Below are 13,896 nucleotides of genomic sequence, written 5' to 3' on the forward strand. Positions count from 1 at the left end.
GGATTGGTTTTTAGATCGAGGGTAGTTCTTGGTTGCTACCACTCTCGATAATTTAACTGCTTAAAATAATGAAACAATGAAAAATAAATTGCTCCTTTCGACCGTACTTCTATCCCTTAGTATGGGTCATGCACAAGGCAAAAAGACAACATCCTATGAATTGGCTTCGCCTGGAGGTCAAAACAAAATAAAATTTGAGTTAGTAAATAATGCTCCAAAATATACTGTTTCTCACGGAAAAACCGAAGTTATTTCACCTTCAACGATGGGGTTTTTATTGAAAGGAAATGAAGATTTCAGCTCTAATTTTGAAGTTAAAAATGTAAAAACATCCTCTTTTGATGAAACGTGGGAGCAAGTTTGGGGAGAAAAGAAAAATATCCGAAACCACTACAATCAGTTAGTAGTCGATTTACAACAAAAAACAGGGAACAAACGTAAATTACAAATTCAGTTTCGTGCTTTTGATGACGGAATCGCTTTCAGATACGTATATCCCAAACAAAAAGTGAAAGACAGTATTTTCATTATGGATGAAAAAACAACTTTCAATCTAAAAGAAGATGGAAAAGCTTGGTGGATTCCTGCTAACAGAGAAAACCGTGACGAATATCTGTTCAAAGATGCACCGGTAAGTACGTTAGACACGGTATTAACGCCTTTAACTATCGAAAGTAAAAGTGGCTTGGCATTGAGTTTTCACGAAGCCAACTTGATAGATTTTGCTAGTATGACTTTGGTCAATACCAAAGGAACCGAACTAAAATCGGATTTGGTGCCTTGGGCAGATGGGGTAAAAGTGCGCGTAAAAGACAGCTTTACTTCTTCATGGAGAACGATTCAAATTGGTGAACAACCTGGAGATCTGATTACGTCTTACTTGGTTTTGAATTTGAATGAACCCAACAAATTAAAAAACACCAATACCTATTTCAAACCCTATAAATATTTAGGAATATGGTGGGGAATGCACATTGGGAAATACACTTTTTGGGAAAGTGAGAAACAAGGAGCAACCACAAAACACGCCGAAGAATATATTGACTTTACCGCCAAAGAAGGCTTTCATCATTTATTGATTGAGGGTTGGAACAAAGGCTGGACACCTGGTTGGTATGAAAACCGCATGCACATGTTCAGTTTTACAAAAAATGCAGACAATTTCGATTTAGAAAAAGTAGTGGCTTACGGAAAACAAAAGAACATTGAGTTAATAGGCTATCATGAAACAGGTTCTAACTTAATAAACTACTTAAAAGAAGTTGATGAAGGTTTTGCTTTGTATAAAAAGTTGGGCATTCACACGGTAAAAATTGGTCACGTAGGTTCTAAATTGAATATGAAACAAATGCACTTTGGCCAATTTGGAGTAAACTATTTCAGATACATTTTAGAAAAAGCGGCCCAGTATGATTTGGCTGTTTTGTATCATGAATCCATCAAAGATACTGGAGAGCGTCGTACGTATCCGAATATGGTTTCTAGAGAAGCCGCAAGAGGACAGGAATACAATGCGTGGAGCGAAGGGAATCCGCCTAATCATTTAAGTATTATTCCGTTTACGAGATTGCTTTCTGGACCAATGGATTTCACTCCCGGAATTTTTGATGTAGAAGTAAAACAAGGCTATCCAGGCAAAAGGATTCAAGGAACAGTGGGGCAGCAATTGGCTTTGTATGTTACCATTTATTCTCCAATTCAGATGTTGGCTGATCTTCCCGAAAACTACGAAGGAAAACCAGCTTTACAATTCTTAAAAGACGTTCCTACCGATTGGGAGGATACGAAGGTGCTAGAAGGAAAAATTGGAGAATACATCACAACTGTAAGAAAAGATAGAAACAGTGCCGATTGGTATTTGGGAACTTTAACCAATGAAAATCCGAGAAAAGTAGAAGTTTCATTATCATTCTTAGACCCAAAGGCAACTTATGAAGCGCAGATTTATGTAGATGCTGAAGGAACCCATCAAAAAAACAATCCCGAAGGAGTAGCGATTTCAAAGAAAACCGTAAAAGCTTCGGATGTACTTACTTTGAATTTAGGTGGTGCAGGTGGTGGTGCCGTGCGATTTAAAAAAATATAACTGAAAATTCAACCCGTTAGGTTTTTAAAAACGGTTGAGTTTATTGATACAACTATTGAAAAAATAATTTCATATGAAGCATTTTTCAGCAATAGCATTTATTCTATTATTTCTAAACAATTCTAGTTTGTTTGGTCAAAATCCTGCTGTGATTCGAACCATAAAAGTCGATTATAATAAAACAGAAGGAGCATTGAATACCATGTTCAAAGAATGTATTGGAGCGGGTCGAGCCAATGAGGGTTTGCGTGCCGATTGGCAACAACAATTGGCAATGGTAAAAAAAGAATGCGATTTCAAATACATTCGAATGCATGGTTTACTAACCGATGATATGGGAGTGTATCGCGAAGATTCGAAAGGGAATCCAGAATACAATTATCAATATATCGATGCTTTATATGATTTTCTTTTGAGTATCAAAATAAAACCTTTTGTCGAATTAGGCTTTATGCCATCGGATTTGGCAAGTGGAAGTCAAACCATTTTTTGGTGGAAAGGCAATGTAACGCCTCCAAAAGATTATAAAAAATGGGAAGAGCTCATCCGTAACTTAACCCAACATTTTACAGATCGTTACGGTGTTGAAGAAGTAAAGAATTGGTATTTTGAAGTTTGGAACGAGCCTAATTTATCTCCTGGTTTTTGGTCAGGCACACAAGAAGAATATTTCAAATTGTATGAATACACGGCACGTGCAGTAAAAAGTGTAAATCCCGCTTACAAAGTAGGTGGACCTGCTACGGCAGGTGCAGCTTGGGTTCCAGAAACAATTGAGTTTTGTGCCAAAAATAAAGTGCCATTAGATTTTATTTCGACTCATACTTATGGGGTAAAGCAAGGTTTTTTGGATGAGTTTGGTACCTCTGGAACGGTGTTGAACAAAGAGGAATCGAGTATAAGTGGCGAAGTAATCACTTCTCGTCAGCAGATTGCTAGTTCGGCTATGCCAAAATTAGAACTACATTACACAGAATGGAGCTCTTCCTACACACCCGCCGATCCTATTCACGATAGTTATCACTCGGCGGCCTATATTCTTCAAAAATTAAAACAAGTGGGGAATGCTGCAAACTCCATGTCGTATTGGGTTTTTACCGATATTTTTGAAGAAGCTGGCCCTCGATTTACCCCTTTTCATGGAGGTTTTGGATTGTTGAACACACAAGGTATAAAAAAACCTGCCTACTTTCCGTATGCTTTTTTGAACCAATTAGGAACAACTGCACTTCAAAATACTGATACTTCTTCTTGGAGTACTAAAAATGAAGTGGGAGATGTTCAAGTTTTATTTTGGGATTACACTTATACACTTCCAGAGAATAATATCAATAACCAACAATACTACATCAAAGATTTGCCTGCAAAACCCAAAGGTAAAGTAAAGGTTGAATTGACTGGATTGAAAAAAGGCAAATATGATTTAAAAATCTATAAAGTGGGTTACAAGCAAAATGATGTCTTTACCGATTATTTGGCCATGAACCAACCCAAACAATTGACTACACAACAAGTCGATGTATTAAAGAAAAATAACAATGGAGCACCCATAGCAACGGATTCAGTTACCGTTGGAGCCAAGGGTACTTTAACGAGAGATTTTGAGCTTCGTGAGAATGATGTCTTCTTGCTAAAGTTAGTGAAACGCTAATCATTAATTAGGATTAGAAACTAATTTTTAACCATCCAAAAACAAAAAAATAGACCTATGAAAAAGAAACTAATTTACTTATCAGCAGCGATTGCTTTTATGGCTGTTGTCTCTTGTAAAAATGAAGGAAATGTTGCTACAGCCGATGCCAAAATCTATGAAGGAAAGGAAATCGGGACTGAGTATGATGCAGAAATAAATGCATTATTATCGCAATTGACATTAGAAGAAAAAATAGGCATGCTTCACGGTAATAGTATGTTTTCAACAGGAGCCGTACCTCGTTTGGGTATTCCAGAACTAAAAATGGCCGATGGTCCATTGGGTGTGCGCGAAGAAATTTCACGAGATAGTTGGGCTCCCGCTGGGTTGACGAATGATTTTGCAACGTACTATCCTGCAGCAGGTGGATTGGCCGCTACTTGGAATCAAGAAATGGCCTATACCTTTGGAAATAGTGTAGGGCAAGAATTGAGAGCTAGAGGCAAAGACATGCTGCTTTCGCCTGCTATAAACATTGTTAGGACACCCTTGGGAGGAAGAACGTATGAATACATGACCGAAGACCCTTTTTTGAATAAAAAGATGACGGTTCCAATGGTAGTAGGATTACAAGATAATGATGTGATGGCTTGCGTTAAACATTTTGCTGCCAACAATCAAGAAACTAATCGTGATTTTGTAGACGTACAAATCGATGAGCGTACGCTTCGTGAAATCTATTTACCCGCTTTCGAAGCGGCTGTCAAAGAAGGAAAAGCATACAGCATCATGGGAGCCTACAACAAGTTCAGAGGCGAATACCTATGTGAAAATGATTACATGCTTAACAAAATTTTGCGTGATGAATGGGGTTTTAAAGGGATTGTAGTTTCAGATTGGGCGGCAGTTCACACTACGGTTAAATCTTTAAAAAGCGGTTTAGATATTGAGATGGGAACACCAAAACCGTTCAATGAATTTTTCTTAGCTGATAAATTAGTAGCAGCTGTAAAAGCGGGCGAAATTTCAGAAGCAGAAATCGATATCCATGTAAAAAGAATTTTACGCACTTTATTCCAAGTAAAAGCAATGGGTGGTAAAGACCGTGTAAAAGGTAGTATTGCGACCGAAGCGCATTATCAAGACGCTTACAAAATTGCTTCTGAGAATATAGTATTGTTAAAGAACGAAAATAACGCTTTGCCTTTACAATTGAATGGTGTTAAATCGATTGCTGTAATCGGAAACAATGCCACCAAGAAAAATGCTTTAGGAGGTTTTGGTGCTGGGGTAAAAACCAAAAGAGAAATTACACCTTTAGAAGGTTTGAAAAACCGATTGCCGTCAGCTATCCAAATCAATTATGCCGAAGGCTATTTGGAACGTTATGACGAAAAAAATAAAGGAAAATTAGGAGACATCACCCTGAATGGTCCAGTGACAATTGACCAATTAGACCCTGCTAAACTACAAGAAGCCATCGATGCAGCCAAAAAATCTGATATAGCCATCATTTTTGCAGGTTCTAATCGCGATTACGAAACCGAAGCTTCGGATAGAAGAAGTTTGAAACTGCCTTTTGGTCAAGAAGAATTGATTAAAAAAGTTTTAGCTGTGAATCCAAAAACGATTGTAGTTATGGTGGCTGGGGCTCCGTTTGATATTCAAGAGGTAGCCAAAAATACCAAAGCATTAGTATGGAGTTGGTTCAATGGCTCTGAAGGTGGTAATGCTTTAGCCGATGTATTGTTAGGAAAAATTAACCCTTCTGGAAAATTACCTTGGACCATGCCAAAAAATATTATGGATTCTCCTGCACATGCTACGAATAGTTTTCCTGGTGACAAAACGGTGCAATATGCGGAAGGAATCTTGGTAGGATACCGATGGTTTGATACCAAAAAAATTGCACCACTTTATCCATTTGGTTACGGATTATCATACACCACTTTTGCTTTTGATTCAGCTAAAACCGATAAAAAAGAATACAAACCAACAGAAACAATTACAGTTTCAGTAATGGTAAAAAACACTGGAAAAGTTGACGGAAAAGAAGTCGTACAAGTTTACGCAACTAAATCTGATTCTAAAATCAGTCGTGCTGCTCAGGAGCTAAAAGGATTCCAAAAAGTAGGGGTTAAAGCTGGGGGTGAGCAACTGGTTACAGTAAAAATTCCTGTAAAAGAATTGGCATACTACAATGTGACTACCAAAAAATGGACCGTTGAACCTGGAAAATATACGTTACTTGTTGGGAATTCTTCAAGAAATAATTCAAACCAAGCAATAATTACTATTAACTAAAAATCACTTATAAAATCGTCAAGAACAATAGAGATTATAAGGAGATAACACATAACCACTAATTAAAACTATATAACATATGAAAAATAATTTTATAAAACTCTTACTTACTTTATGTGTATTCGTAGGAATTTCTTGTAGTAAAGACGATGCAGAGCCTACACCTACTAATCCAACGCCTGCTGAGACAACAATAACTTCTAGTGCAACTAGTGTTTCAATTGCGGAGTCTAGTAGAAGTGCAGCCATTACCATTACTATGACTGGTAAAGATTGGGCTGCTGTTTCTGACCAAGCTTGGTGTACGCTATCGGTTACAAGCTCTTCTTTGCAAAGTCAAGAAGTTACAATCAATGTTACCTCCAATACGACAACATCAGCACGCCAAGCCATTCTTACTTTTGTAATGGATGGTAATGCGCAAAAAAATGTTAAGGTTACTGTAACCCAAGCGGCAAGTTCGAGTTTGTATCCTAGTTATAATACCAATCCAATTGCGGCAGATGCAACGGGAATGAGTAGTAATGCAACAGAATTAGCTAGTAAAATGAAGCTGGGCTGGAACATCGGAAACACTTTGGAAGCGACCGGTGGCGAAACAGCATGGGGCAATCCTAAAGTCACGAAAGCTTTGATTGATTTTGTAAAAGCCAATGGTTTTAATGCCATTAGAATCCCTTGTTCTTGGAATCAGTATTTAGCCAATAGCACGACGGCAGAGATTAAAGCGGATTGGTTGGCTAGAGTAAAGGAAGTGGTGCAGTATTGTGTAGACAATGATATGTATGTAATTGTTAACATCCATTGGGATGGTGGTTGGTTAGAAAACAACTGTACTGAGACTAAGAAAGTTGAAAATAATGCTAAGCAAAAAGCATTTTGGGAACAAATTGCCACACAATTGAGAGGTTTTGATGAGCATTTACTCTTTGCTAGTGCCAATGAACCAAACGTTGAAAATGCAACTCAAATGGCGGTTCTAAACTCTTACCACCAAACATTTATTGATGCTGTTCGTTCTACAGGTGGGAAAAATGCTTATCGTAATTTAATCATTCAAGGACCATCAACAGATATCGAAAAAACCAATAAGTTGATGACTACTTTACCTACAGATAAGGTAGCGAATCGTATGATGGCCGAAGTTCATTTTTATCCTTACCAATTTACGTTGATGACCAAAGATGAATCTTGGGGTAAAATGTTTTACTATTGGGGAGCAGGAAATCATTCTACTACCGATACAGAGCGAAATCCAACTTGGGGAGAAGAAGCAGATATAGACAAGCTTTTCAAATCGATGAAAACACAATTTGTAGACAAAGGAATTCCTGTGATTCTTGGTGAATTTGGTGCCATCAGACGTGATTTAACGGGAGATGCATTGACTTTACACCTTAAATCAAGAGCTGATTTCCTTAAATATGTAGTGAAACAATCCAGAGCCAATGGTATGATTCCATTCTATTGGGATGCTGGTTTTATGGGGGTTAACACTATGACGATATTCAATCGTACTAACAATACAGTATACGATACGCAGGCTTTAACAGCTTTGCAAGACGGATTAAAATAATTTTGAATAGCTAAGTTGTTGAGCGTTTTTGATTTGCTTAAAAGACCTTCAATAGCTTAGCTGTTTTTTAAATCAAAAAAATGAAAAAATATATCTTTTTTCTTTTCTTCATTGCAGGTATAGCTGTAAATGCCAATGTCCGTATGCCGCTAATTTTTGCTGATGGAATGGTATTGCAACGTAACAAACCAATTCCAGTTTGGGGTTGGGCAGACGCCAATGAAAAAATTGTTGTCCATTTTAATAAACAAACCCAAACGGTTGTTGCCGACGCTAACGGGAAGTGGATGGTAAAATTAAATTCTGAGAAAGCGGGTGGGCCTTTTGTACTTTCTATAAAGGGTAAAAACCAAATAGTTCTCAAGGATGTTCTGGTAGGCGAAGTTTGGATTTGTAGCGGACAATCCAATATGGAATTTCAAATGTATAAATTGCCGGATTTTGAAACTCAAAAAGTTCAAGCCAATAACCCAATGATTCGTCAGTTTCTAGTGGCTCAAGATTTGAGTGGAACTCCCAAAGAACAGCTTAAAGAAGGAAAGTGGAGAAATGCTAATGCTGAAAGCTTAAAAGATTTTACCGCAGTTGGGTACTTTTTTGCCCAAAAAATATATGCCGAATTGAAAGTTCCCATTGGAATTATCAATACGTCTTGGGGTGGAACTTGTGTTGAAACTTGGACCAGTCGAGAAGCGTTGGCCAACAACAACGAGTTTAAAAATAGTGTTGCCCATATACCCCAAGTTAATATGGACGCTGTTTTTGAAACCTACAAGAAATCTCTTCTAGACAATATTCAAAAAGTTCAAGGCTTTGAGGTGTCTTTGAATAATGAAAATCAATTTAAGACACCAGATTTCAATGATTCGAAATGGCCCGAAATTAAGCTTCCTTCCTTATGGGAGAATCAGCAAATTGGCAATATTGATGGTGTCGTTTGGATGCGAAAGTCCATTATTTTAACAGCACAGCAAGCCCAACAAGGAGCCGTATTGCACTTGTCTAAAATAGACGATGAAGATATTACCTATGTCAATGGGGTTCAGGTTGGAACCAATAAACTTTGGGATGTTCCAAGAAAGTATACGATTCCTTCTGGAGTTTTAAAAGAAGGCATGAATGTTATTGCAGTGCGAATTAGCGACTATACTGGTGGTGGTGGAATTTACGGTGATGCCTCTGATTTAAAGTTAACCTTCAATGATTCTGAAATTAAAATTGACGGCACTTGGAAGTTTAATGTCGTTCAAGTAAAAATTGCCATTTCACCCAATTCTTTCCCTTCGTTATTGTACAATGCTATGGTTAATCCATTAATTCCGTATGCTTTTCAAGGGGTACTTTGGTATCAGGGCGAAGCCAATGTTTGGAGAGCTCATCAATATAAAAAAGCGTTCCCCTTACTAATTCAGGATTGGCGAACCCATTGGGGGCAAGGAGATTTTCCGTTTTATTTTGTACAACTGTCCACTTTTGATGAGCTTGGTGGAAACAGTAACAAAGGAAGTCGCTGGGCAGAATTGCGCGAAGCTCAATCCGAAACCTTACACATTAAAAATACAGGAATGGCGGTTACTACTGATATAGGTAATGCGAAAGACATTCATCCAACCAATAAAAAAGACGTTGGTTTGCGTCTGGCAGCTATTGCTTTGAATAATTTGTATGGTCAAAAAGGAGTTTTTGGAGGTCCAATTTATAAAGCACAACAAATAAAAGGGAATCAGATTGTTTTAACTTTCGATGCTATTGGTGGTGGACTTGCAACACCAAACAACGTTCCACTAAAAGGATTTGAAATTGCGGGTGCCGACAAAGTTTATCATCCAGCCAAAGCTTTTATTAAAGACAATAAAATTATTGTTTCTACCGATGAGGTGCTAAATCCTGTTGCAGTTCGTTACGGTTGGGCAGATGATGATACTGAAATCAATCTTTTCAATAAAGAAAAGTTTCCAGCTTCCCCATTCCGAACCGATAATTGGGAATTGATTACTGTCAATGAAAAATATAAAATAAATCCATAACGCAGCATACGGGTTTTAAAACTTTCCTTTTGAAATCTGTTAGTATGAGTCCAACTTTGTAAATAAGGATGAAAAAGATATATATATTTTGGGTTGTTTTTGTTTTTTACTCAAACCTTGCTGCTCAATCCAATCATGTGCTTTGGTACAAACAACCCGCAGATTTTTTTGAAGAAAGTTTGGTTTTAGGCAACGGAAAAATGGGGGCTACGGTTTTTGGTGGCGTCCTTTCAGATAAGATTTATTTGAATGATATCACATTATGGTCAGGCGAACCTGTTAATGCTAATATGAACCCCGATGCTTACAAAAATATTCCAGCAATCCGTGCAGCATTGGAACAAGAAAACTACTCTTTGGCCGAAGAATTAAACAAAAAAATACAAGGCAAAAATTCGGAATCTTTTGCTCCTTTGGGAACACTTGAAATTAATTTTCATCATACAGAGAAGGCAACTAACTACTATCGTGAATTGAATCTTGCGACTGCTACTTCAAAGGTTAGTTATGTTAGTCAGGGAGTAACATATACTCGAGAGTATTTCGTTTCTGCGCCACATCAAGTTTTGATTATCAAAATAAAATCCAGTCAAAAAGGCGCTTTAGAGTTTAATATCAACAGCAATAGTTTATTACAACATCAAACAACCAGCAAGAATACAATTTTGGAAATGAATGGTACTGCACCCATTCATGAAAATGCTGGGTACACAGTCCCTGCCTCATTCTTTACTCAAAAAGAGAGAGGAACGCGATTTACTTCTTTAGTAAAAATAAAAAGTACGGATGGGGTAGTTACAACTACCGATTCAACTTTGGGGGTAAAAAATGCTACTGAAGCAATACTTTATGTATCTATCGCTACTAGCTTCAATGGTTTTGATAAAAATCCCGCCTCAGAAGGGCTAGATGCGCATAAAATTGCAACTAAAAAGTTGAATCAAGCTTTTGCTCTTTCTTTCGATAAATTAAAGCAAGCACACGTAACAGATTATCAAAAATTTTACCAACGAGTGCAATTTGATTTAGGGAAAACTACGGCAGTTAATTTACCAACAGACGAACGTTTATTGCGCTATGCTGATGGGGCAGAAGATAAAAATCTAGAAATCCTTTACTTTAATTATGGCCGATATCTACTCATTAGTAGTTCGAGAACTCTAGGTGTTCCTGCTAATTTACAAGGATTATGGAATCCTTACTTAAATCCACCTTGGAGCAGTAATTATACGATGAACATCAATCTTGAAGAAAATTATTGGTTGGCCGAAAATTGCAATTTATCTGAAATGCATTTGCCTTTATTGAGTTTTATCAAGAATCTTTCGGTAACTGGAAAAGTAACTGCCAAGACTTTTTACGGAATCAATGAAGGTTGGGCAGCTGCTCATAATTCCGATATTTGGGCGATGTCAAATCCAGTTGGTCAATTCGGAAAAGAAGACCCAATGTGGGCTTGTTGGCCTTTGGCGGGCGCTTGGCTAAGTACTCATATTTGGGAACATTTTGTGTTTACACAAGACAAAGAGTATTTAAAAAAGGAGGGATATCCGTTGATGAAAGGTGCAGCACAGTTTTGTAAAGCGTGGTTGGTCTCAGATAAAAACGGTAATTTAATTACTTCGCCTGCTACTTCGCCTGAAAATCAATACAAGCTTGAAAATGGTTTTGTGGGAGCAACGCTTTATGGCGGAACAGCCGATTTGGCGATGATTCGTGAATGTTTTGATAAAACAATAAAAGCTTCAAAAGTTCTAAATATTGATGCTGATTTTAGAGCTGGGCTCGAAAGAGATTTAGCGAGATTGCATCCCTATCAAATTGGGCAAAAGGGAAATTTACAAGAATGGTATTTTGATTGGGAGGATAAAGATACTAAACATCGTCATCAATCACATTTATTCGGATTGTTTCCAGGTAATCATATTACACCTTCCAAAACACCAGAATTGGCTTTAGCCTGTAAAAATACTTTAGAGATAAAAGGAGATGAAACTACTGGTTGGTCTAAAGGATGGAGGATTAATCTTTGGGCGCGACTCTGGGATGGGAATCGTGCTTACAAGATGTTTAGAGAATTACTTCGATATGTAGACCCAGATGGAAAGAAAAGCGAAAAACCTAGAAGAGGAGGGGGAACCTATCCAAATTTATTTGATGCTCATCCACCGTTCCAAATAGATGGTAATTTTGGTGGTACTGCGGCGATAGTAGAAATGTTGGTACAATCTAATGAAAATGAAATAAGACTACTGCCCGCTTTACCCGATGCTTGGGATGCTGGAACTATCAAAGGAATCTGTGCCAGAGGAGGCTTCGAACTCGAATTGTATTGGAACAATAAAAGGCTTGATAAGCTGATTATTTCAAGTAAATTGGGGGGGAAGGCTACTCTTATTTATGGGAATCAAACCAAAGTGATAAAGCTAAAGAAGGGTGAAATTCAAGAGATTTTATGGTAAAAAAAGCGACAAGTGTCGCTTTTTTTATAATTCATTTCCAATAATTTTATCCATAACCCAGTTGGTATGAGTAGCTGTTGCTCCTGTTGAGGGATGTTGTGAACGACCTAATAAGTGCTCTCTCATTTGTTGCACATGATACAGTTGAATGTTTTCGGGGTGTGCTACTTCGTGTGCTGTTGTGCCTTCTGATGTTGTGATTAGAATAGGGTCGTTTTCAAAAACGGAAAAAGTAATAGTACCCTCGCTACCATAAATAGTAACTTTGTCTTCTCGTTTTAAAGTGCCAAAATTCCAACTACCACTTCCAGTTATACCTGATTGATGGAGCCAGCAAGCTGTTGCAGCATCTTTTGCGGTGTATAACCCTTGTTGGTTGAGACTAATTCCTGAAACATTAGTTATGGTTCCAAAATAATGCACAAACAAATCCAATCCGTGACTGGCCAAATCATCAAAATAGCCTCCTGTAGCTATCTTACTATCGGTTCTCCAATTGTAATCTCCAGAAAGGTCTTGTGCTGAGGTGGGTTTGCTCAAATGCCAATGAAGGTGTCTAATGGTGCCAATTTTATCACTGTTAATCCATTCTTTTATTTGCTCAAATCTTGGCAAAGTACGTCTGTAATAGGCAACAAATAGAGGAATGTTTTTAGCAGCAAATGCTTCAGTGATGGCAACACAATCTTTATAGTTAGGAGCTAATGGTTTTTCTATGCAACAGGGTTTTCCGGCTTCGGCTACTTTTAGGCCATAGAATTTATGAACATCTGGAGGCGTTGCAATATAAACCGCGTCTATTTCAGGGTCGTTGATTATGGCATCAGCATCGGTGTAGTATTTGGCTATGCCGTGTCTTTTGGCATAATCAGCCGCTTTTTCTTCATCACGTCGCATCACAGCTCCGATGGTAAAACCTTCTGTTTTTTGATAGGCGGGGCCACTTTTAATTTCGGTTACATTACCGCAACCAATAATTCCCCAGCGGATTGTTTTATTTTTTATATCCATTGTCTTTTAATTGCATCCGTCTATGCCACAACAAGAATTATCTGCTTCCGTGTTGATGCTAGTGTTTTCTACTTCTTCCCAAATTTGTTTCAAGGCATTCAAAAAAGTTTCTGGATATTGCGCTCCTGAAACGGCATATTTATTATTCAGAACAAAAAATGGAACTCCTTGCACGCCTATGGCTTGTGCTTCTTGTTGGTCTTTTCTAACGGCATCACCAAACCTATCAGAGGAGAGCACTGAGTTTACGCTTTGCTCTTCCAATCCAACTTCTTTCCCTAAAGCAGTTAGCACGGCAATGTTGTTGATGTCCAATCCGTCGGTAAGATAGGCTTTGAATAACAACTCTTTTAACGAATCAGCGACTTCTTTTTCTTTGGCCAAATGCAACAAACGATGCGCATTATAGGAATTTGCCATTTTAGCTTTTTCAAAGTGAAAATCCAGACCAGCGTTTTTAGCATTCTGTGTCATATCATCGAGCATTTGTTGTGCCCAATCGGTATCTTTTCTGTACTTTTCTGCTAAATGTTCAACCAAACTATCTTCTTTCGTGGCAACGAAGTTAGCGTCTAATTGAAAACTTTTCCACTCTACAGTTACGGCATTTTTAAATTCGAATTGTGCAATGGCTGATTCTAGTCTTCGTTTTCCGATGTAGCAAAACGGACACATAATATCAGACCAAATTTGTATGTTTATTATTGATGACATCTTATTTTATTTAGTGATACAAAAATAACTGATTTCAAAGCAAAGCTTTGTTTTTAAACTATATATTATAAAAAAAAACCGTC

Annotated in this window: 8 protein-coding genes; 6 read left to right on the forward strand and 2 right to left on the reverse strand. The window is 37.7% G+C overall.

Annotation, left to right across the window (positions count from 1 at the left end):
- The first annotated feature begins 76 nt into the window (after positions 1 to 76).
- The 6 genes from ACSVH9_RS05150 (at position 77) to ACSVH9_RS05175 (ending at position 12,088) form a co-directional block, all read left to right on the forward strand.
- On the forward strand, positions 77 to 2,086 hold the full coding sequence (locus tag ACSVH9_RS05150; RefSeq protein WP_438062775.1) for a glycoside hydrolase family 97 protein: 2,010 nt from the start codon (positions 77 to 79) through the stop codon (positions 2,084 to 2,086).
- A 73-nt stretch (positions 2,087 to 2,159) separates the two neighbouring features.
- Entirely contained in the window at positions 2,160 to 3,737 is a 1,578-nt protein-coding gene (locus ACSVH9_RS05155; protein WP_438062776.1) for a GH39 family glycosyl hydrolase, read from the forward strand.
- 57 nt (positions 3,738 to 3,794) lie between these two features.
- Positions 3,795 to 6,023: a glycoside hydrolase family 3 C-terminal domain-containing protein gene (locus ACSVH9_RS05160; RefSeq protein WP_438062777.1), complete on the forward strand. Its 2,229-nt coding sequence runs from the start codon at positions 3,795 to 3,797 to the stop codon at positions 6,021 to 6,023.
- Between the two features lie 79 nt (positions 6,024 to 6,102).
- The gene (locus tag ACSVH9_RS05165) at positions 6,103 to 7,599 is read left to right on the forward strand and encodes a cellulase family glycosylhydrolase (RefSeq protein ID WP_438062778.1); all 1,497 of its coding nucleotides are present in this window, start codon (positions 6,103 to 6,105) and stop codon (positions 7,597 to 7,599) included.
- Positions 7,600 to 7,679: 80 nt separating this feature from the next.
- On the forward strand, positions 7,680 to 9,626 hold the full coding sequence (locus tag ACSVH9_RS05170; protein ID WP_438062779.1) for a sialate O-acetylesterase: 1,947 nt from the start codon (positions 7,680 to 7,682) through the stop codon (positions 9,624 to 9,626).
- 68 nt (positions 9,627 to 9,694) lie between these two features.
- Positions 9,695 to 12,088, forward strand: coding sequence for a glycoside hydrolase family 95 protein (locus ACSVH9_RS05175; RefSeq protein WP_438062780.1), 2,394 nt, complete (start codon positions 9,695 to 9,697; stop codon positions 12,086 to 12,088).
- 24 nt (positions 12,089 to 12,112) lie between these two features.
- Here the strand turns inward: ACSVH9_RS05175 and ACSVH9_RS05180 are convergent, their stop codons facing one another.
- Positions 12,113 to 13,099: a Gfo/Idh/MocA family protein gene (locus ACSVH9_RS05180; protein WP_438062781.1), complete on the reverse strand. Its 987-nt coding sequence runs from the start codon at positions 13,097 to 13,099 to the stop codon at positions 12,113 to 12,115.
- Positions 13,100 to 13,105: 6 nt separating this feature from the next.
- A complete protein-coding gene (locus ACSVH9_RS05185) occupies positions 13,106 to 13,813 on the reverse strand; it encodes a DsbA family oxidoreductase (RefSeq protein WP_438062782.1) in 708 nt (235 codons plus the stop codon).
- Between the last annotated feature and the right edge of the window lie 83 nt (positions 13,814 to 13,896).

This window comes from Flavobacterium sp. RSSB_23 (genome assembly GCF_051547145.1).
In the GTDB taxonomy this organism is placed as follows: Bacteria; Bacteroidota; Bacteroidia; order Flavobacteriales; family Flavobacteriaceae; genus Flavobacterium.